This window comes from Acidovorax sp. SRB_14 (assembly GCF_012932145.1).
Lineage (GTDB): Bacteria > Pseudomonadota > Gammaproteobacteria > Burkholderiales > Burkholderiaceae_C > Simplicispira.
The window spans coordinates 31,186-52,044 of sequence record NZ_MWOK01000001.1; the positions used below are offsets into that span (position 1 = coordinate 31,186).

Genomic DNA, 20,859 nt, shown 5'->3' on the forward strand with positions numbered 1-20,859 from the left:
CGCAAGAACCACCGCCGCAGGCTTCGAAGGTCCGAAGCAGCGCACCGGGGCGGCGTGGCTTGCGGGCGGGGGAGAGGCGGCGATTTTATGCGAGGGCCTTTATCCCCGCGGACCGGCGGCGGCGCGGCCCCGCCGCTGCCCGGATAATCGCCCCATGTCCTCCCCCAAAGTCCTGTTCGGCTTCCATGCCGTGGGCGTGCGTCTGAAGACCGCGCCCCAATCCATCATCGAGATCTACTACGAGGCCACGCGGCGCGACGCGCGCATGCGCCAGTTCCTGGACCGCGCCCGCGAGGCCGGCGCCCGCCTGATCGAAGCCGACAGCCTGCGCATCGCCAAACTGGCCGGCAGCCACGGCCACCAGGGCGTGGCCGCGCGCGTCGAGGCGGTGGCGCAGGTCACCTCGCTCGACGAACTGCTCGAAGACCTCGAAGCCGCCGGCACGGCGCAGCCGCTGCTGCTGGTGCTCGACGGCGTGACCGACCCGCACAACCTTGGCGCCTGCCTGCGCGTGGCCGATGGCGCCGGCGCGCACGCCGTGATTGCCCCCAAGGACCACGCCGTCGGCATCAACGCCACGGTGGCCAAGGTGGCCAGCGGCGCGGCCGAGACCATGCCCTATTTCATGGTGACCAATCTGGCGCGCACGCTCGGCGAGCTCAAGGAGCGCAACGTCTGGATCATCGGCACCAGCGACGATGCGCCCAAGACCATCTACCAGGTCGACCTGAAAGGCCCCGTGGCCCTGGTGCTGGGTGCCGAGGGCGATGGCATGCGCCAGCTCACGCGCAAGACCTGCGATGAACTGGTCAGCATCCCGATGAAGGGGGCCGTCGAGAGCCTCAACGTGTCGGTGGCCAGCGGCGTGTGCCTCTACGAGGCGTTGCGCCAGCGCTCCTGATGCCGCGTCACGCCTCCGCGCTGGCGTCGCTCAGGCTGGCCAGTGCGTCGCCGTCGAGCTGCAGTTGCACCGCGCCCACCAGTTCCTGCAACTGCGCGAGCGACGTGGCGCTGGCGATCGGCGCCGTGATGCCCGGCTGCGCCAGCTGCCACGCCAGCGCCACCTGGGCGGGTGTCGCCGCATAGCGCTCGGCCACCTGGTCCAGCGCGGCCAGGATGCGCAGGCCGCGCGCGTTGAGGTACTTGTTGGTGGTGTTCTTGCCGCGCACGCTCTTGGCTGCGTCGGCTGCGCTGCGGTACTTTCCGGTCAGAAAGCCTGCCGCCAGCGCATAGAAATTGATCACGCCCACCTGCTGCGCCACGCACAGCGGCTGCAGCGCGTTCTCGAACACGGCGCGGTCGCAGAGGTTGTAGAGCGGCTGCAGGCTTTCGTAGCGCGGCAGGCCCAGCTTCTGGCTGGTGTGCAGCGCTTCGAGCAGGCGCGGAGCGCTGTAGTTGGAGGCGCCAATGGCGCGCACTTTGCCGGCCTTGATGAGCTCGGCATAGGCTTCGAGCGTCTCGGACAGCGGCACGCTGGCATCGTCGTCGTGCGACTGGTAGAGGTCGATGTGGTCGGTCTGCAGGCGCTGGAGCGACGCCTCCACGGCCTGGCGGATGTACTCGGGGCGCAGGCCGTGCTTGCCGCCGCCCATGTCCTTGCCGACCTTGGTGGCAAGCACCACACGGTGGCGCTGGCCGCTTTTTTTAAGCCATTTGCCAATCATGGCTTCGGACTCGCCACCGACGTGCCCGGGCGCCCAGCGCGAATACACGTCGGCGGTGTCGATGAAGTTGAACCCCGCGTCCAACCATGCGTCGAGCAGCGAGAACGCGGTCGCCTCGTCCACCGTCCAGCCAAACACGTTGCCGCCAAAGCACAGCGGCGATACCTGCAGGCCCGAGCGGCCCAGGGAGCGAAGTTGCATGGGATTCTCCTTGCGTGGGTTGTGCGGGACCGAGCGCCCGCCAGACGCCATTGTTGCCGCGCATGCGCGTGGGCCGGACACAGGACAGCGGGCTGCTGCTGCTGTCAGGCCGCGAATTCGCGGACCTGGACAATTACCTAGAATCGCCCATGAAATTTTTTATCCGACTCTTTTTCAAGACCCTGCGCACCGTCCTGGGCCCGGTGATGCTGCTGAGGGAAACGCTGACCCGGCCCCGGGGCCTGGTGCGCTCGCAGGCCGCGCAAGACCGCGTGGACCTGGCGTGCCGCAGCCTGGCGTTGTACCAGTACAAGACCTGCCCTTTTTGCATCAAGGTCAGGCAGGAAATGCGCCGCCTGTCGCTGAACATTGGGCGCGTTGACGCGCAGCACGCGGGCCCGGATCGGACCGAGTTGCTGGAGCGCGGCGGCCAGGCCAAGGTGCCCTGCCTGAAGATCACCGACGCCGCCGGCGCCAGCCGCTGGCTCTACGATTCGGAAAAAATCATCGCCCACCTGCGCGGCCTCGGATAAATCTCCACGCGCCTAGATCCAGCCCATCGCCCCCAGCAACGCGCCCGCGCCCAGCATCCACAGCAGGTGCAGCCGCGTGCGCCACACCAGCAGCATGGTGGCTGCGGTGAGCAGCCACAGCGGCCAGTCGCTGGCCAGCTGGCCTTGGGCGCGGCCCAGCACCCAGGCGGTGGCCATGACCAGGCCGATCACGATGGGCGCCATGCCCTGCTTGAAGGCGCGCACGCCGCGGCGCTCGCGGTGCTTGTGCGCCCAGCGCGTGGCCAACCAGGTCAGGGTGGAGCTGGGCACCATGATCCCCAGCATGCACACCGCCATGCCCAGCAGCCCGTACAGCCACCCCATGGCGCCGGTGCCGCCGGCGTTCAGGCCCACGTTCCAGCCCAGCAGCGCGATGAACAGCACGTTCGGCCCGGGCGCGGCCTGCGCCAGGGCGATGCTGGCGTTGAACTGCATCTCGCTCAGCCAGCCCTGGCGTTCGACCAGCAGGCGGTGCATTTCGGGCGCGGTGGCGATGGCGCCGCCCACGGCCAGCAGCGACAGCGACAGAAAGTAGACAAAGAGGTTGAGCCAGTCGAGAGGCTGCAGCACCAGGCCGGTCATGGCGCGAGCTTTCGCCAGCTGAGCGCGCACGCTGCGCTGCCCAGCCCCAGCAGCACCCATGGCAGCGGCACGCGCAGCAAGGCCATGGCGGCAAACGTGGCGGCGGCAAAGGCTGCGCTTTGCAGCGGCCCCAGCGGGTGCAGGCGCAGCGCGGACAGCAGTTTGAGTCCGGTGCCCGCGATCAGCCCTGTCGCCACGGCGCCCATGCCGCGCAGCGCGCCCGCCACAGCCGGGTGCGTGGCCCACTGCGCATAGAGCACGGCAATGGCCAGCACCAGCGCCAGCGGAAAGGTGACCATGCCCGCCAATGCCGCCATGGCGCCGCGCAGGCCGAAGTAGCGGTCGCCGATCATGATCGACAGGTTGACCACGTTGGGCCCGGGCATCACCTGGGCCACGGCCCATTCTTCGATGAATTCCTCGTTCGTCATCCAGCGCTTGTGTTCGACCAGTTCGCGCTGCACCACCGCCATCACGCCGCCAAAGCCCTGCAGGGCCAGCCAGGTGAAGGACCAGAACAGGTCGGCGGGGTTGCGCGGCCGGGGCCGCTCGCCAATGCAGGGAAAAGGGGCTTCGAGAGCAGCCGGGGAGGGCAATGGCACTGGCATAAAAAGAACGAAATCAGTCTCAAATGTAATGGTGGCCAGCGATGATAGCTATCAAATAAAGAGTAAGTTCCGGGATCCCCCGCACGCTGGCGCGTTTGAGGCCAATGGTACGTCGGAAGCCGCGAGCGCTGGCCCTGCAGGCATCGCGAACCGCGATGCAGTCATCGGCAGGGCTGATGGCCAGGGTGGGCGTGAGAGGCATGCTGCGCCTCGGATTTGCACGCAGGCTTCTAAGATGCAGCGTGCGCCCCAAAAAGCGCGCCATCGGTTTTCAAGCCAAGCACATCAAGGGAGACACACAATGAAACTGGTTCGTTATGGGCAGCCCGGCGCCGAGCGCGCGGGCCTGGTGGATGCGCAGGGCGTGTTGCGCGACCTGTCGATGTTGCTGCCCGACCTGGGGCCGGCGCAACTGGGCCCGCGCACGCTGTCGGCTCTGGCCGCCATCGACGCCAGCCGCCTGCCGGCCGTGGACGGCACCCCGCGCCTGGCCTGCCCCGTGGCCGGCGTGGGCAAGATCGTCTGCGTCGGCCTCAACTATGCCGACCACGCGCTGGAGGCCGGCATGCCGACACCGGCCGAACCCGTGCTGTTCATGAAGGCCATCACCGCGCTCAGCGGCCCCAACGACCCGGTGCGCATTCCGCCGGGCGCGCAAAAGACCGACTGGGAGGTCGAGCTGGGCATCGTCATCGGCACCCGCGCCAGCCGCATCGCCGAGGCCGACGCGCTCGCCCACGTCGCCGGCTATGTGCTGGCCAACGACGTGTCGGAGCGCAGCTACCAGATCGAGCGCGGCGGCCAATGGGACAAAGGCAAGGGCTGCGACACCTTCGCCCCCATCGGCCCCTGGCTGGCCACGGCCGACGAAGTGCCCGACCCGCACGCCATCGCGCTGTGGCTGGAGGTGAACGGCCGGCGCATGCAAGACGGCCACACGCGCAACTTCATCTTCGGCGTGCCCTCGGTGCTGGCCTACATCAGCCAGTTCATGACGCTGGAGCCCGGCGACATCGTGCTCACCGGCACGCCCGCCGGCGTCGGCCTGGGCCAGAAGCCCGCACCCTGGTTCCTGAAAGCCGGCGACACCATGCGCCTGGGCGCCACTGGCCTGGGCGAGCAGACGCAGGTCTGCGTGGGAAGCTAAGGTAAGGAGGTGAGCGCTGCCGCCCCGTGTTTTTCCGGTGGTAGCGCCAGCCATGCAAGCCAAAAAAACGCACAGGACGCGAGGTCTGGTGCGCGGTGTTCCAGGCCGCAGGCGACAGGCAGATCGCTGCCGCGCGCCGGGGCGTTTTAAAAAACGCCAAAAAGCATCAGCAGCAGAACGACGGTCAGTGGAACGCCAAGAATCCAGAGGATCACGGGCATGGATATCTCCTGATAGGTTGGTGGGAATGCGTTCACTGTAGAGGTGGCCTGCAGGCGCGCAGGTGGGCGGACTCCGTGTCGCGCCGTAGCCCCATGCCTACAGGCGCGGCGATTGCCGTGTAGCGCCCGACATCCATATCAGCATTTGACCGACACGGTGGCGCGCATTCCTGCCGCACCATCGCAGCACGCGCGCTTGACCGTGTGGCAACGGCATGGGGCTTTTGCGATGGGCGGCGCCCTCGAAGGACCGGTCATGTTGTCTTCGCTTTTTTCCGTGCGCTGCACGACCGCCGTGGTCATGGCGGCCATGGCGTGCGGGTGCTCCATGGCCGCTCCGGACGCCGGCGCGGCACCCGATGCGCCCGTGGGTGTCGGGCCGCATCCACGGCTGCCCGCGCCCGAGAAAAGCCTCCTGCCCACCGTCAACATTGCCCCCGCGCTGGGCTGGCCGCAGGGCCAGGGCCCCCAGGCCATGGCGGGCCTGACGGTGACGGCGCTGGCCCGCGGGCTAGACCATCCACGCTGGGTCTATGTCTTGCCCAATGGCGACGTGCTGGTGGCCGAGAGCAACAAGCCCGACAAGCCCACCGATGCCGACAAGGACAACAAGGGCATCAAGGGCTGGGTGATGGGCAAGGTCATGAAGCGCGCCGGTGCCGGCGTGGCATCGGCCGACCGCATCACACTGCTGCGCGACACCAATGGCGATGGTGTGGCCGATACGCGCAGCGTCTTTTTGCAGAACCTGCGCTCGCCCTTTGGCATGGCGCTGGTCGGCAACGACTTCTATGTCGCCACCACCGAGTCCGTACTCCGTTTTCCGTACACCGAGGGCCAGACCCGCATCACCGCCGCGCCCACCCTGTTGACCGATTTGCCCGGCGGCAACATCAACCACCACTGGACCAAGAGCCTGATTGCCAGCCGCGACGCCACGAAGCTCTATGCCACCGTGGGATCGAACAGCAACATTGGCGAAAACGGCATGGCGGCCGAAGAGGGCCGTGCCGCCATCTGGGAAATCGACCGCACCAGCGGCGCAAAGCGCCTGTTTGCCAGCGGCCTGCGCAACCCCAACGGCATGGACTGGGCTTCCGACACCGGCGCGCTGTGGACGGTGGTGAACGAGCGCGATGAGCTCGGCAACGATTTGGTGCCCGACTACCTCACGTCCGTCAAAGACGGCGCGTTTTACGGCTGGCCCTACAGCTATTTCGGCCAGCACGTGGACGAGCGCGTCAAGCCCCAGCGGCCCGACCTGGTGGCCAAGGCGATTGCGCCCGACTACGCGCTGGGCAGCCATGTGGCCCCGCTGGGCATGGCATTTGCCCAAGGCCAGGCGCTTGCGCCGCAGCTCGCCAGCGGTGCCTTCATTGGCGAACACGGCTCGTGGAACCGCAAACCCCTGAGCGGCTACAAGGTGGTGTTTGTGCCCTTTGACAAGGGCCAGCCCAGCGGCCTGCCCCTGGACGTGCTCACGGGATTTTTGAGTGAAGACGGCAAGGCCTTTGGCCGCCCTGTGGGCGTGGCGATCGACCCGCGTGGCGCGCTGCTGGTGGCCGACGATGTCGGCAATGTGGTCTGGCGCGTCACCGGCGGCCAGTTCAACGCCAACGCATCGGCTGCCAGCGCCGCACAGCCCGGCAAACGTTGAGCCACAGCGCAGGCCGCCGCGAATGGGTAAGGCACCGATGCTGCGGCCTGCCCCGTGCCCGCCTGAGCCTCTGTTTGCGCCGCTGGGGCGGGTTCTTGCGCGCTCTGCGAACGGTGGCCACCGCCGTTCGGCGGCAGGCGCGGTGGGGCTCCCATGGCGGTAGAGCCCGCCACCGTCGGGTTCATGGTGATCGGCGCGCTGCTGATTGCCATGACCATGGGCAACTCGCTGATCGCGCGCTTGCCGGTCAGCGCGTCCATGCTCTACCTGCTGGTCGGCGTGGGGCTGGGGCCTGCGGGTCTGGGCCTGCTGGTGCTTGATCCGTTCCAGGATGACCGCGCGCTGATCGAGCGGCTGACCGAAATTGCCGTGCTGATCTCGCTGTTCACTGCCGGCCTCAAGCTGGATTTGCCGCTGCGCGACCCGCGCTGGCGCATCCCGGTGCGCTTGGCGACGGTGTCGATGGGCATCAACGTGGGGGTCGTCACGGCGCTGGGGTACGGGCTGCTGGGCTTGTCACTGGGGGCGGCCGTGGTGCTGGCGGCCATCTTGTCGCCCACCGACCCGGTGCTGGCGTCCGATGTGCAGGTGGCCCGGGGCGGCGACCGCGACCGCCTGCGCTTTGGCTTGACCGGCGAGGGCGGGCTCAACGATGGCACCGCCTTTCCGTTCGTCATGCTGGGGCTGGGCCTGCTGCATGTGCACGACCTGGGCACGGGAGGCTGGCGCTGGTGGGCGGTGGACGTGGTGTGGGCCGCGGCTGGCGGCCTGGCCATCGGCTATGCACTGGGCGCCCTGGTCGGGCGCGCGATTCTGGTTTTGCGCACGCGCCACCACGAAGCGCTCGGGGCCGACGAATTCCTCGCACTGGGCCTGATTGCGCTGGCGTACGGCGTGGCGCTGTGGCTCAACGCCTACGGTTTTTTGGCGGTGTTTGCCGCCGGCCTGGCACTGCGCCGGCTCGAACCCGTGGCGCAGGCTGCGCCGGTGGCCGCGCGCGTGCGCAAGAGCCCTGCGGGGGCGCCAGTGTCGGCAGAACACGCCCCGAGCGCGGAGGGCGCCGACGTGCCCGAGCAGCTCATGCGTGCCGTGGCCCGCTTCAACACCGAACTCGAGCACGTGGCCGAGGTGGCCGTGGTGCTGGTGGTAGGTGCGCTGTTGACCTGGGTGCAATGGGACTGGCGCATGCTGTGGTTCGTGCCCCTGCTGTTCGTGCTGGTGCGGCCGCTGGCCGTGGTCAGCGGGCTGTGGGGCGCGCCCGTGGCACGCCCGCAGCGGCGCCTGATCGCCTGGTTCGGCATTCGCGGCATTGGCTCGGTGTACTACCTGGTGTATGCCATCGGCCACGCGCTGGAGCCGGCGCTGGCGCGCCAGCTGCTGTCCATCACGCTCACCGTCGTCGTCGCCTCCGTGGTGCTGCACGGCATCTCGGTCACGCCGCTGATGCAGCGCTACGAAAAGCGGCGCAAGCACGCTCGCCACCGCTTGCGCTCCGGCAAGCGCGGCGAATAGTGCGCAGCCGCGGATGGCACGGCGGTGCTAGCGGCCGGCGACGAGCCAAGGCAGCGCGCACTCGCCGCCCCTGTTCTTGTGTTTATGAATGAAAAAGGCCTTTTGATCAATGCAGGCATGCGCTTGTAGCTATGAATATAATAGCTTTCAGCGCGCCCGGGATCAGCCCTTCACCGCGTCCCCCCGTTCGATCGCAAAGTCGCCCGGCATCACCACTCCCTGTCTCTCCGCGTCTTCGCTGTGTCCGAGCCCGCGGGGACGCCGCCTACCCACCGCCACCGCCCGCGCTTGACGGAGGCTCCCTGTGGCCCCTAACCTGCCGGGCTCCACACGACGAAAGACCGCATGACCTCCGCCACCCGCCGCCTGCACCTGGAGCGCCACCGCAGCGACCGCATTGGCTGGCTGCGCGCCGCCGTGCTGGGCGCCAACGACGGCATCGTCTCCACCGCGAGCCTCGTGGTGGGCGTGGCGGCGGCGCAGGTCAGCCCGTCTGCCATCGTCATGACGGCGGTGGCGGGCCTTGTGGCCGGTGCCATGTCGATGGCGGCGGGCGAATACGTGTCGGTGCACTCGCAGGCCGATACCGAAAAAGCCGACCTCGACCGCGAACGCCGCGAACTGGCGGCCGACCCGCTGGCCGAAGAGCGCGAGCTGGCCACCATCTACGAGCGCCGCGGCCTGGACGCCGTGCTGGCGCAGCAGGTGGCCCGGCAGCTCATGGCGCACGACGCGCTGGGCGCGCACGCGCGCGACGAGCTCGAAGTCTCCCCGGCCCTGGCCGCCCGCCCGGTGCAGGCCGCGCTGACGTCGGCTGCCAGCTTTGCCGCGGGCGCCGCCTTGCCCCTGTTGGTGGCGGTCGCGGCGCCGGCGGGCAGCCTGCTGGTCTGGGTGCCCGGCACCGCGCTGGTCTTTTTGGCCCTGCTCGGCGCCCTGGCCGCGCGCACCGGCGGCGCCAGCCAGGGGGTGGGCGCCTGGCGCGTGACCTTCTGGGGCGCGCTCGCCATGGCCATCACGGCCGGCGTCGGGGCGCTGTTCGGGGCGCCGGTGGGATGAGGGCGCCGTGCCCGCCAGAATATGAGCCGAAATGGGCTCTAGCGCATGCTGGGTAAGCGTTGATAGCTGCAAATAGAGAAGCGCTTGCTGCGCTCACACCGTGCCCGGGTTGCCCTCGGCGGAAGACGAGGCGTCCAGGCCGCCGGGCTGGCCGAGGGGGGCGCCGCCGGACTGGATGAAGTCCTGCACCGCCGCGCGCAGGTGGCGCGGCACGGCGACCAACTCCAGGCCGAGCACGCGGGCCATTTCCTGCAGGGTGGACAGGCGCGGGTCCAGGCTGCCGCCTTCGAGCCGCTGCACGGTCATGCGGCTGAGGCCCGCGCGTTCGGCCAGTTCGGCCTGGGTGAGGTGGTGGGCCTTGCGCGCGCGGGCCAGGCTGGGAATGAGATCGGGGTCCATGTGCAGTTTTATACGCTTTTTGTGCCCAGGGCGCAGACCACCTGCCAGCCATGGCCCCGGTACCGAGATGGCATGGTTCAGCCCGTGTGCCTGCCTCAGTCGAGCGCGTCTGAGCCGATGGCGCTGCAGGTGGCGAGGTCGGATTCGCTGGTTTGGGGCAGCTGGCGAGCCGCGTCGCGCAGGGCGGTGCGCAGGCCTTCCTCCAACACGGGGTGGTAGAAGGGCATGCCCAGCAGCTGCGCCACGGTGAGCTGTTGGGCCATGGCCAGGGCCAGCAGGTGGGCCAGGTGCTCGCCGGCCGGGGCGCAGAGCTCGGCGCCCAGCAGGCGGCCGCTGGCCTGGTCGGCATAGACGTTCAGGCGCCCTGCGTTGCGCTGGCCAGCGCGCGCGCGGCCCTGGCGGGCAAAGTCCACGCTGCCGGTGACGAACACCAGGCCGTCCTGCTGTTGCAGCGCCGTCAGGCCCTGGCCGACCACGGCGGCATTGGGCTCGGAGAACACGATGGCCAGCGGCGTGCGGCGCTGAAAGCAGCGCGGCGCAGGCGCCAGGGCATTCATGCCGGCAATGTGGCCTTCGTCGGCCGCTTCATGCAGCAGGGGCCGGTGATTGTGCGCGTCCCCGGCCAGGTACACGGGCAGGTCGGCCACCTGCAGGCTCTGCGGGTTGACGGGGGGCATGCCGTGCTTGTCGAGCGCCACGCCGAGCGTTTCCAACCCCAGGCCGGCGAGCTGGGGGCGCCGGCCGATGGCGACCAGAACCTGGTCGACCACGGTGCGCCGCGTGCCGCTGCGCACTTCGATGCCGCCGTCGACGGCATGCAGCGTGGCTTGGGCGCCGACGTGCAGCGTGAATTCGCCCTGTAGCGCCTCGCGCAGCGCGGCGTTGACCGACGCGTCGCTCAGCCCGGCGAGCAGGTCGCGTGTGGCGTAGCCGTGCACCTCTACCCCCAGGCGGGCGAGTGCCTGCGCCATCTCCAGGCCCAGCGGACCCATGCCGACCACGGCCATGCGCGGGCCCAGCGTGGTCTGCTCGAACAGCGTATCGGTGGTGAGCACGCGCGCACCCAGCGCTTGCCACTCGGGCGGCAGCACGGGCTGCGATCCCGGCGCCAGAACGACGCTTTTGGCGCTGTAGGTCTGGCCGTTAACCTGCACCTGCGTGGGGCCGAGCAGGCGCGCGCGGCCGGCCACGCTGCGTGCGCCCAGCGCGTCGGTGATGCCCACCGTGCCGGCCACGAAGCTGTCGCGCAGCGTGCGCACACGGCGCAGCACGGCAGGCAGATCGGCCGCCAGGGCCGCGCCGCCGGTGATGCCGAACTCTTCGAAGCTGTGGCGGCGGTGGAACGCGATGGCCGCCTCGATCAGCAGCTTGGACGGCATACAGCCCACGCGCGCGCACGTGGTGCCGTAGGGGCCGTCGTTGACGATGAGGAAGCGGTCGGTGCGCTTGCGCACCTCGCGCAGCGCGGCCAGGCCGGCCGAGCCGGCGCCGACGATGACAGCGTCGAGGGGGGCGTTGTCCATGGGTTGTCTCCGAAAGCACGGCAAGGCGCCAGTGTGGCGCAGGCAATGGCGCTGCGGTGTAGGCGAAGGGCAGGTCTGCACGGGCACGGCCAGGCTGCAGATCCACTTCAGAGTTCCTGCGCTGGATGGACGGGTTTTTGGCCCGTATCGCTTACAGGGTAAGCGCTTAAAGCTATCTTTTAGATAGCAGAATATTCCGCCACACGGAGGCCCGTTTGCGCGGCCTTGGCGGAGCGCTCTTGCAGGTTGGCGCGCACAAAAGATTCGAACTGCTCAGGCAGCAGCGGTCGGCTGTAGTGGTAGCCCTGCACTTCGTCGCAGCCGCGCGCGCGCAGAAAGGCCAGTTGCTCGGCGGTTTCCACGCCTTCGGCGATGGTGGCCATGCCCAGGCTGTGGGCCATCTGGACGATGGCGGTGGCGATGGCCTGGTCGTCCGGGTCGGTGCCGATGTCGCGCACAAAGGACTGGTCGATCTTGAGCTTGTTGATCTTGAAGCGCTTGAGGTAGTTCAGCGACGAGTAGCCGGTGCCAAAGTCGTCGATGGACAAACGGACGCCGCGCTGGCGCAATTCCCGCATTTTCTGGGCCGCGACTTCTGGCGCTTTCATGGCCACGGCTTCGGTCAGTTCCAGCTCTAGGCCTTCGGCGGGCACGCCGGTGCGCTCCAACAGTTCTCCGACCAGTTCGGGCAGGCCGGGCTGCCCGAACTGGACGGCCGAGAGGTTGACCGCCATGGTCATCATGGGCAGGCCGCCATCCAGCCAGGCGCGCAGCTGATGCAGCGCGGTGTTCAATACCCATTCACCCATTGGAACGATGAGCCCGCTGGCCTCGGCCAGCGGAATGAATTCCGCCGGCGACACGGCGCCCCATTGCGGGTGGTTCCAGCGCAGCAGGGCTTCGGCACCCACGACGCTGCCGTCCTTGAGCGCTATCTGCGGCTGGTACACCAAGTGCAACTCGCCCCGGTGCAGGGCCTGCTTGAGGGCGTTGCCCAGGGCCAGCGCACGCGCGGAATGCACTTGCATCTCGGGCGTGAAGAAGCGGTAGTTGTTGCGCCCGTCGTCCTTGACGCGGTACATGGCGGTCTCGGCATTCTTGAGCAGGGCTTCAAGGTGGTCGCCGTCGTCGGGGAAGATGGCGATGCCGATCGATGCGGTCAGGAACACCTCGTGCCCCGACACCAGCATCGGTTGTGCAAGCGCGTCCAGCAGGCGGACGCAGAGCTTGGCCGCCTCGCCCTGGCCAGTGTGGGGCAGCAGGGCGACAAAATCATCGCCCGAGTGGCGCGACAGGGTGTCGTGGTCTTGCAGGCTTGAGCGCAGGCGGTGGGATATTTCCAGCAGCAGCAGGTTGCCTCCGTTGTGCCCCAGCGAATCGTTCACGTCCTTGAAGCGGTCAAGGTCGATCCACAGCACCGCCAGGGTTGCGCTTTGGCGGATGGCGTACTGAAACCGGGTGTCCAGCAGCGTGCGGTTGGGCAGGCCGGTGAGTTGGTCGTAGTGTGAGAGTCGCTGGATGCGTTCGGCCGCCCGCTTCATTTCGGTCACGTCTTCTTTGTGCGCGAGGTAGTTCGTCACCACGCCTTCGGCGTTGCGCACCGGGTAGATCAGCACCGATTCAATGAATTCGCGCCCGCTTTGGCTGCGGTTGACCAGTTCGCCCTGCCAGGGTTTGCCTTGTGTCAACTCGGCCCACATGCTGCGATAGGTGGATGCAGGGGTCTTGCCCGACTGCAGCAGGCGCGGGTTCTTACCCAGCACCTGCGCTGCCGTGTATTCGCTGGTGCGCGTGAAGGCGTCGTTGACGAACTCGATGCGCGCCTGCAGGTCGGTGATGACGATGGGGACCGGGCTTTGCGACACCGCCTGAGACAGAGTGCGCATGGCCTCTTCATTGTGCCTGCGCCGGGTGATGTCGCGCGGTATGACCACGAAACGCTGTCCTTGCCCCGGGTGCAGGGCCTTTCGTGCCACGGACAGTTCAAACCAGCGTGTGCCGTCGGGCACCTGCAACGCAACGATGCGGCCGCGGGAGAACCCGTGCTGGCGTGCCTCGTTCAGAGCGGCCAGGGCGATCCGGGCGTCTGCGGGAGGAAGAATGTCCTGGACGGTTTTGCCGAGCAAACGGCGGGACGGAGCGAGCAGGTGGCCGGCGTGGCCGGTGCGCACATCCAGGGTGCGTCCCTCGTCGTCGAACTCGAGCAGCGGGTCTGGCAGGGCGTCCAGTGTGGCCTGCAACTGCCTCTGCGAAGCGCGCAGCAGGGCATAAGGGTGCTGCACCGTTTCGCCAAAAGCGGCGCGGTACAGAAAGGCGTAGGCTAGTATCTTGTAGAGGTGGCCGGCCAGGTTGTAGATGTCGGTGACGCCGGCGTAGCGCGTGAAGAGGAACTCGCTTTGTGCCATGACGCACGCCGCCGCGAACAGGCCGCTGGCGTTGAAGCTGCGCGGCTGGCGCATGTGCCACAGCAGCAGGGCGGCCGCGGCCAGGTTCAGCGCCATCAGCGCATACTCAAAAAAAATTTTGAAGGCGGTGAGCCCTTCTCCGGGCACGAAGGTGTTGGGCAGCAGGTGCGGGTCAAAGAAAAACAGGCCGTGCAGTGCAGTGACCAGCAGCAGCACCAGGGCCACCATCAGCACAGGCAAGGCGCGCGGCTGCGAGGCGCTCGCGGTCCAAGGCAGCCAAGCCACCGCGATCAAGGCCAGCGCGCTCAGCAGCCGTGCCGCCAGCCAGTAGCGAATGGCTTTTTCGGGGGAGTTGGGAGTGATGAAGGCCGGCATGCCCTCGTAAGACAGCATGTGGGCAAAGTCGAGCAGGCCCACGCCCAGGAACGCGCAGGCCAGCAGCAATGCGTTGCGTGGCAACTGCTCGTGCCGCGCGCTCCAGACCACGCCAAACGTGAGTCCGGCCACCACGATCGCCAGCGTCTCCAGCGCCATGTGCAACGGCAGATAGTGCGCCACGCCCTTGGTGCCCGGCAGGGACGGCAGCCAGCAGATCGCCAGCAGCAGCACCAAGAATGTGCCCACGGCACGGAAGGTGTGGCGGGCTTCAGGTTGGTGGCTGGGATGGGTCAGCATGGACTGGCGGGTTCGTTGCGCTGAACCGACGAAGTGAGTTTGCGCGAAAGTGTAGTGCGCGAAACAAATTGTTATTTGTCCGCGCTCAATCCGGTGCGTCGGTCCAGCCGACACGGCTCTGGCCGTGGTCGTTGACGCGCTGCACGAAGCCGTGAGCCTGTGCCTCGGGCAGGCGCAGTTGCAGCGTGACGAGCGAGCCGTGCCGCACGTCCAGCAGCGTGGCGCCGGCGGCTTCCACCTCGCGGCGCAGCAGCCCTTCGAGCGCATAGGGCACCAGGCATTGCAGCGTTGCCATGCGCTGCAGCGGCACCTTGTCTGCTGCCAGCAGGGCCTGGGCCACGGCGTCGGTGTAGGCGCGCACCAGGCCGCCCGCACCGAGCTTGACGCCGCCAAAGTAGCGCACCACCGTGGCCTGCACGCCGTCGAGGTCGTGGTGGCGCAGCACATCGAGCATGGGGCGCCCGGCGGTGCCGCCGGGTTCGCCGTCGTCCACCGCCGCTGACTGGCCGCCCGCCATCAGCGCCCAGCAGATGTGCGCCGCGCCCGGGTGCTGCTTCCAGAGCGCATCGACATGGGCCTGGGCCGCGGCCCGGTCGGCCATGGGTTGGACGCAGCCGATGAAGCGGCTTTTCTTGATGGTGAGGTCGCTGTGGGTGGGGGCGGAGACGGTGAAAGGCATGGGCGGGCGAGCTTAACGCAGGGGCCTGTGCGCGCAGCCCGGCACCCTGCTGCGAAAGACGGCGACAGTGAAGCAGCCTTTGGCGGTGTGGTGGCGCCTTGTCGGGCCGGAGCGCATGATCTGCTCCCTTCAGGCCGCTGCGGCGGGCTGGTTCTGCGCAGCGCCTGTTCTTCAATTTTTGAAGGAGTTTGTCATGGCAAAGCATTGGAAACCTGTGGCATTCGCGCTCGCGCTGGTGGCGGCAACGCCCGTATGGGCAGCGGACTGCGCGACCGAAATCGACGGCAATGACGCGATGCAGTTCAACAAAAGCAGCATTGCGGTGCCCGCGAGCTGCAAGCAGTTCACGGTGACGCTCAAGCATGTGGGCAAGTTGCCCAAGGCATCCATGGGGCACAACTGGGTGCTGAGCAAGGCGGCCGACATGCAGGGCGTGGTGACCGACGGAGCGGCCGCGGGCCTGGGCAACAACTACGTGAAAGCGGGCGATGCGCGCGCCATCGCGCACACCAAGGTGGTGGGTGGCGGCGAGAGCGACTCGGTGACCTTTGCCACCAGTGTGCTCAAGGCGGGTGAGTCCTACGCCTATTTCTGCTCGTTCCCGGGCCATGCCGCCCTCATGAAGGGCACGCTGGCGCTGGCCAAATAAGCACCGTGGCCGGCGGCGGGCCGGTGGCAGATCCTGCATAGAAACCCTTACCCAGGGCCGGAAACCTTTAAAATGTACACTGCCGGGTTACCCCCGGAATGCATGCCCCATGAACGCCCCCGTCGACGTTTCCTTTTTTGCGCGCGCCGCTAAACCGCTGACCAGCTACCGCCCGTACTGGGCCAAACGCTTTGGCACGGCCCCGTTCCTGCCCATGAGCCGCGCCGAGATGGAGCAACTGGGCTGGGACAGCTGCGACATCGTGCTGGTCACGGGCGACGCCTATATCGACCACCCGAGCTTTGGCATGGCGGTGATCGGCCGCACGCTCGAGGCCCAGGGCTTTCGCGTCGGCATCATTGCCCAGCCCGACTGGCAGAGCGCCGAGCCGTTCAAGGCGCTGGGCAAGCCCAACCTGTTCTGGGGCGTGACGGCCGGGAACATGGATTCGATGATCAACCGCTACACGGCGGACCGCAAAATCCGCAGCGACGACGCCTACACGCCCGGCGACGTGGGCGGCAAGCGCCCCGACCGCGCGGCCATCGTCTACAGCCAGCGCTGCCGCGAGGCCTACAAGGACGTGCCGATCGTGCTCGGCGGCATTGAGGGCAGCCTGCGCCGCATCGCGCACTACGACTACTGGAGCGACAAGGTGCGCCGCTCGATCGTGGTCGACGCCAAGTGCGACCTGCTGCTGTACGGCAACGCCGAGCGCGCCCTGGTCGAGGTCGCGCACCGCATCGCCGCGCGCGAGCCCGTGGAACACATCACCGATGTGCGCGGCACCGCCTTTGTGCGCCGCAGCGCGCCAGGCGGCTGGTTCGAGATCGACTCGCGCAGCGTCGACGAGCCCGGCCGTGTCGAGTCACACATCAACCCCTACCAGACGACCAGCGAACAGGCCGCGGCCCAGGGCAGCAGCTGCAGCAAGGAAGATGCTCCCGATTCAGGAGCTAATGACGAAGGCGCAGCTTGCGTTACAGGCCAAAATGGCCCCAAGGCGCTGGCCAGCGTAGCGGCCCAGCCGTCGGTGCAGGCCATCAGCTTCGTGCCCAACCCGGCGCTGCGCACCAAGCTCAAGGTGCCGCCGCGCGAGCGCAGCGTGATCCGCCTGCCCAGCTACGAGCAGGTCAAGAGCGACCCCGTGCTCTATGCCCACGCCAACCGTGTGCTGCACCTGGAAACCAACCCCGGCAATGCCCGCGCCCTGGTGCAGGCGCACGGCGAGGGCGCGACGGCGCGCGATGTGTGGATCAACCCGCCGCCGATTCCGCTCACCACGGCCGAGATGGACCATGTGTTCGACCTGCCGTATGCGCGCAACCCGCATCCCAGCTATGCCGACGAGAAGGGGCGCCACGACGGCGCGACCAAGATCCCGGCGTGGGAGATGATCCGCTTCTCGGTCAACATCATGCGCGGCTGCTTTGGCGGCTGCACCTTCTGCTCGATCACCGAGCACGAGGGCCGCATCATCCAGAGCCGCTCGGAAGATTCCATCATCCAGGAGATCGAGGACATCCGCGACAAGGTGCAGGGCTTCACGGGCACCATCTCCGACCTGGGCGGTCCCACGGCCAACATGTACCGCCTGGGCTGCAAGAGCCCCGAGATCGAGGCCGCCTGCCGCAAGCCCAGCTGCGTGTTCCCCGGCATCTGCCAGAACCTCACGACCAACCACGACCCGCTGATCCAGATCTACCGCAGGGGCCGTGCGCTGCGCGGCGTCAAGAAGATCCTGATCGGCTCGGGCCTGCGCTACGACCTGGCCGTGAAGTCGCCCGAATACGTCAAGGAACTCGTGCAGCACCATGTCGGCGGCTACCTGAAGATCGCGCCCGAGCACACCGAGTCCGGTCCGCTGGACAAGATGATGAAACCGGGCATTGGCAGCTACGACAAGTTCAAGCAGCTGTTCGAGAAGTTCAGCGAAGAGGCCGGCAAGAAGCAGTTCCTGATTCCGTACTTCATCGCCGCCCACCCGGGCACGAGCGACGAGGACATGATGAATCTCGCCATCTGGCTCAAGAAGAACGGCTTCCGCGCCGACCAGGTGCAGGCCTTCTACCCCAGCCCCATGGCCACGGCCACGGCGATGTACCACACGGGCAAGAACCCGCTGCGCAAGATCACGCGCGACAGCGAAGAGGTGTCTGTCGTGCGCGGCGAAAAGCGCCGGCGCCTGCACAAGGCCTTCCTGCGCTACCACGACCCGAACAACTGGCCGCTGCTGCGCGAGGCGCTCAAGGCCATGGGCCGCGCCGACCTGATCGGCAACGGCAAGCACCACCTGATCCCGACATTCCAGCCGGCCACGGACGGCAGCTACCAGAGCGCGCGCCGCACCAATTCGACCACTGGCAAGGCTGCTGCGCCCGGCAAGCCGCAGAAGGGTCGGCTGCTCACGCAGCACACCGGCCTGCCGCCGCGCGAAACCGGCAGCGCCAAGCCCGCGGCGCGCCGGCCACGGTGATATTTCCCGCTTGAGAACATAGCGGACACCGTTTGCGGAACGGGCGTTGCCGCGGTGTCAGGAGCGGCCTGAAGTGCGTGGCGGCGTGCCTGCGTCGGGGTGCGGACCGGCCGCGTGGGTGCCGGACACCACCGTCTGGTCGTCCATGTCCTTGGGCTGGGCCACCAGCTCTTCGATGATGAAGGTGCGGTAGTAAAACGCCGCCGCCGCGCCGTGGGCCTCCACGGCGGCCTGCAGGTTCTCGATGTTGTCCTTGCCGTGCACCTCGACCAGCAGGCCGTGGAAGCCGCGGCGAGCCAGGTCGTCAATGCGGCGCACCAGGTCGTTGTCGGCGCCGGGGGACGGCAAGGTCGTTTCTATCCCTTCGATAGTGTGCGTGATCTCGCGCCGGATGCAGTCGGGGTCGGCGTGCACGATGTTGCCCTGGTGGTGTGAGGAGTACAGCGAATCTGCCGCCTGCTTTGCGCTGTCTTCGTCCTTGAACAGCGCAAACACGTGTCCTTTCGGGTAGAAGACGCCGTTCAGGGTGGTCATGGCCGAGGTGACGACAAGCGGTTGCATACCAATCTCCCAGAGTGCAGTTTCTGCATTGGACTGCGCAACGACCCGGCAGCATGTAGGAAAAGGCCTCTTCACCTCGGCGCGCACCGGGGAGGTACGGTCGCAGCCTCGGCCCCGTCAGCTGGCGGAGGGCTGAAGCGCCCACCACCGATGGACGTGGTGTGCTGTTGCTGCGCGTGCCGCGGCCGGCGTGCCGGGTCGTCAGTGCGGCGCACCCATCAGTGCGTGAGAAAGTCGAGCACCAGCCGGTTGAACTTGTCGGCGTGCTCCCACTGGGCCCAGTGGCCACACTGGTTGAACACGTGCAGCTGTGCGTTGGGGATGCCCCAGATCAGGCGCAAGCCCACATCCATGGGCACGAAGCGGTCGTCGCGCCCCCAGATCACCAGCGTGTCGGCCGAGATTTCGCCGAGGCGGTGGCCCAGATCGGGGAACTGCTTGGGGTTGGCCGTGCTGCTCTTGACGAAGTTTTCCAGGTGGTCGCGGCGGGCCAGCATATTGTCGAGGCGTGCCTGGAACAGCGCGTCGGTCAGGTGGCTCGTGTCGTACACAAACACATTCATCATGCGCTTGAGGTTTTCAATCGTCGGGTCGCGGTAAAGCGCACCGATCAGCTTGATGCCTTCGGTGGGCATGGGCACGAACTGGCTGGGGCCACCGGTGCCGCCGCCCATCAGGATCAGCTTGCCCACGCGCGTGGGGTGGGCCAGCGCAAACGCCACGGTGCTGTGCGCGCCCATCGAATTGCCGACGATATGGACTTTGTCGAGGCCGATGGCATCCATCAGGCCCTTCAATGCGCGGGCGTTCAACTCCGAGCGCGAGCCGGTGTTGACGATGGCGTCGCTCTTGCTCCAGCCGGGGCAGTCCATCAGGACCACGCGGTAGCCCGCGTTCACGAGCGGTTCGATGTTGCGGTTGAAGTTGGCCCAGCCGCTGGCGCCGGGGCCAGAGCCATGCAGCATGACCACCGTCTCTGCCTCCTGGCCGACGTCGTTGTAGTGCAGTTGCAGGTCCAGATCGCCTTCCTTGATGCGGACGAACTTGCTGGTACCGGATTCGATGATGGCGGGGGTGTTGACAGTCACGGGAGTTCCTTGTGTGGGTGGCTTTTACTATCAAAAATATAGCTTAGATCGCTTACTGAATAAGCGCTGGAGGCTGATTTGGCACTGAGATGGGTGCCGCGAAAGACTGGGCTCGGTGGCGCAGGGCCTCAGCCCGCTTCGCTCATCACCGGCTGCGCATGAATGCGGTCATGCTCGCGCGCCTTGAGCAGATCGAGCGCCACGTCCACGATCATGTCTTCCTGGCCGCCGACCATGCGGCGCTTGCCCAGCTCCACCAGGATGTCCACGGCCTTGAGTCCGTATTTCTGCGCGGCCACTTCCGAGTGGCGCAGGAAGCTGCTGTACACACCCGCATAGCCGAGCGCCAGTGTCTCGCGGTCCACGCGCACCGGGCGGTCCTGCAACGGGCGCACGATGTCGTCGGCCGCGTCCATCAGCTGGTACAGGTCGCAGCCGTGGTTCCAGCCCAGGCGGGCGGCGGCGGCAATGAACACTTCGAGTGGCGCGTTGCCCGCACCCGCGCCCATGCCCGCCAGGCTTGCGTCCACGCGGTCGCAGCCTTCCTCCACCGCCACGATGGAGTTGGCCACGCCCAGGCTCAGGTTGTGGTGGGCGTGCATGCCCGTTTGCGTTTCGGGCTTCAGGACATCCTTGAATGCGCGGAAGCGGTCGCGCACGTCGTTCATGCTCAAGGCACCGCCCGAATCGACCACGTAGCACACCGTGGCACCGTAGCTCTCCATCAGCTTGGCCTGCTGGGCCAGGCCCTGCGGCGTCTGCATGTGGCTCATCATCAGAAAGCCCACGGCCTCCATGCCCAGGTGGCGCGCGTACTCGATGTGCTGGCGGCTGATGTCGGCCTCGGTGCAATGCGTGGCCACGCGCACGATGCGCGCGCCGGCGTCGTAGGCGGCCTTCAGATCGTGCACGGTGCCGATGCCAGGCAGCAGCAAGGTGGCGATCTTTGCGTGCTGGACGACGCTGGCCACGGCGGCTATCCACTCCACATCGGTGTGGGCGCCAAAGCCGTAGTTGAAACTGCCACCTTGCAAGCCGTCGCCGTGGGCGACCTCGATCGAATCGACCTTGGCGTCGTCCAGGGCCTTGGCGATCTGCATGGCCTGGGCCACGCTGTACTGGTGGCGGATCGCGTGGCTGCCGTCGCGCAGTGTCACGTCGGAGATATAAATCTTCTTGGAAATGGGGGCGCTCATGCGGTT

Annotated in this window: 18 protein-coding genes; 8 read left to right on the forward strand and 10 right to left on the reverse strand. The window is 67.5% G+C overall.

What is annotated here, in order from left to right; all coding sequences use genetic code 11:
- The first annotated feature begins 154 nt into the window (after positions 1 to 154).
- Complete coding sequence (rlmB, locus tag B2J86_RS00145; RefSeq protein WP_169168529.1) at positions 155 to 901, forward strand: 23S rRNA (guanosine(2251)-2'-O)-methyltransferase RlmB; 747 nt, start codon at positions 155 to 157, stop codon at positions 899 to 901.
- Positions 902 to 908: 7 nt separating this feature from the next.
- On the opposite strand, the gene B2J86_RS00150 is transcribed toward rlmB, so the two are convergent.
- The gene (locus tag B2J86_RS00150; protein WP_173024420.1) at positions 909 to 1,865 is read right to left on the reverse strand and encodes an aldo/keto reductase; all 957 of its coding nucleotides are present in this window, start codon (positions 1,863 to 1,865) and stop codon (positions 909 to 911) included.
- Between the two features lie 149 nt (positions 1,866 to 2,014).
- Here B2J86_RS00150 and B2J86_RS00155 point away from each other — a divergent pair, with 149 nt between their 5' ends.
- Entirely contained in the window at positions 2,015 to 2,398 is a 384-nt protein-coding gene (locus tag B2J86_RS00155; RefSeq protein ID WP_173024421.1) for a glutaredoxin domain-containing protein, read from the forward strand.
- 12 nt (positions 2,399 to 2,410) lie between these two features.
- On the opposite strand, the gene B2J86_RS00160 is transcribed toward B2J86_RS00155, so the two are convergent.
- Positions 2,411 to 3,001, reverse strand: a complete 591-nt coding sequence (locus tag B2J86_RS00160) for a chromate transporter (RefSeq protein ID WP_169168532.1) — start codon at positions 2,999 to 3,001, stop codon at positions 2,411 to 2,413.
- Positions 2,998 to 3,609 carry a chromate transporter gene (locus B2J86_RS00165; protein WP_173024422.1) on the reverse strand — a complete coding sequence of 204 codons (612 nt, stop codon included), beginning with the start codon at positions 3,607 to 3,609 and terminating at the stop codon, positions 2,998 to 3,000. The genes B2J86_RS00160 and B2J86_RS00165 overlap by 4 nt, the downstream gene beginning before the upstream one ends.
- Positions 3,610 to 3,910: 301 nt before the next feature.
- On the opposite strand from B2J86_RS00165, the gene B2J86_RS00170 reads away from it, so the two are divergent.
- From B2J86_RS00170 to B2J86_RS00185, 4 genes are all read left to right on the forward strand, one after another.
- Positions 3,911 to 4,756, forward strand: coding sequence for a fumarylacetoacetate hydrolase family protein (locus B2J86_RS00170; protein WP_169168534.1), 846 nt, complete (start codon positions 3,911 to 3,913; stop codon positions 4,754 to 4,756).
- Between the two features lie 477 nt (positions 4,757 to 5,233).
- Entirely contained in the window at positions 5,234 to 6,634 is a 1,401-nt protein-coding gene (locus B2J86_RS00175) for a sorbosone dehydrogenase family protein (protein WP_371735944.1), read from the forward strand.
- A 153-nt stretch (positions 6,635 to 6,787) separates the two neighbouring features.
- Positions 6,788 to 8,146, forward strand: a complete 1,359-nt coding sequence (locus B2J86_RS00180; protein WP_173024423.1) for a sodium:proton antiporter — start codon at positions 6,788 to 6,790, stop codon at positions 8,144 to 8,146.
- A 345-nt stretch (positions 8,147 to 8,491) separates the two neighbouring features.
- The gene (locus B2J86_RS00185) at positions 8,492 to 9,202 is read left to right on the forward strand and encodes a VIT family protein (RefSeq protein WP_173024424.1); all 711 of its coding nucleotides are present in this window, start codon (positions 8,492 to 8,494) and stop codon (positions 9,200 to 9,202) included.
- Between the two features lie 93 nt (positions 9,203 to 9,295).
- Here the strand turns inward: B2J86_RS00185 and B2J86_RS00190 are convergent, their stop codons facing one another.
- From B2J86_RS00190 to B2J86_RS00205, 4 genes are all read right to left on the reverse strand, one after another.
- Positions 9,296 to 9,601, reverse strand: a complete 306-nt coding sequence (locus tag B2J86_RS00190; protein WP_173024425.1) for a helix-turn-helix transcriptional regulator — start codon at positions 9,599 to 9,601, stop codon at positions 9,296 to 9,298.
- Positions 9,602 to 9,696: 95 nt separating this feature from the next.
- Entirely contained in the window at positions 9,697 to 11,124 is a 1,428-nt protein-coding gene (locus B2J86_RS00195; protein WP_173024426.1) for a dihydrolipoyl dehydrogenase, read from the reverse strand.
- A 179-nt stretch (positions 11,125 to 11,303) separates the two neighbouring features.
- A complete protein-coding gene (locus B2J86_RS00200) occupies positions 11,304 to 14,204 on the reverse strand; it encodes an EAL domain-containing protein (protein WP_173024427.1) in 2,901 nt (966 codons plus the stop codon).
- Positions 14,205 to 14,289: 85 nt separating this feature from the next.
- Positions 14,290 to 14,883, reverse strand: a complete 594-nt coding sequence (locus B2J86_RS00205) for a YigZ family protein (protein WP_173024428.1) — start codon at positions 14,881 to 14,883, stop codon at positions 14,290 to 14,292.
- A 193-nt stretch (positions 14,884 to 15,076) separates the two neighbouring features.
- Here B2J86_RS00205 and azu point away from each other — a divergent pair, with 193 nt between their 5' ends.
- Together azu and B2J86_RS00215 are read left to right on the forward strand one after the other, a co-directional pair.
- Positions 15,077 to 15,532 (forward strand): azurin, encoded by a 456-nt coding sequence (gene azu / locus B2J86_RS00210; RefSeq protein ID WP_169168541.1) that lies wholly within the window; start codon positions 15,077 to 15,079, stop codon positions 15,530 to 15,532.
- 109 nt (positions 15,533 to 15,641) lie between these two features.
- Entirely contained in the window at positions 15,642 to 18,008 is a 2,367-nt protein-coding gene (locus B2J86_RS00215; protein WP_169168542.1) for a YgiQ family radical SAM protein, read from the forward strand.
- Positions 18,009 to 18,065: 57 nt separating this feature from the next.
- Here the strand turns inward: B2J86_RS00215 and B2J86_RS00220 are convergent, their stop codons facing one another.
- The 3 genes from B2J86_RS00220 to dmpG form a co-directional block, all read right to left on the reverse strand.
- Positions 18,066 to 18,569 carry a hypothetical protein gene (locus B2J86_RS00220; protein WP_169168543.1) on the reverse strand — a complete coding sequence of 168 codons (504 nt, stop codon included), beginning with the start codon at positions 18,567 to 18,569 and terminating at the stop codon, positions 18,066 to 18,068.
- Between the two features lie 218 nt (positions 18,570 to 18,787).
- Positions 18,788 to 19,657, reverse strand: coding sequence for an alpha/beta fold hydrolase (locus B2J86_RS00225; RefSeq protein WP_173024429.1), 870 nt, complete (start codon positions 19,655 to 19,657; stop codon positions 18,788 to 18,790).
- A 128-nt stretch (positions 19,658 to 19,785) separates the two neighbouring features.
- Positions 19,786 to 20,853, reverse strand: coding sequence for a 4-hydroxy-2-oxovalerate aldolase (gene dmpG, locus B2J86_RS00230; protein ID WP_169633057.1), 1,068 nt, complete (start codon positions 20,851 to 20,853; stop codon positions 19,786 to 19,788).
- Positions 20,854 to 20,859: the final 6 nt, after the last annotated feature.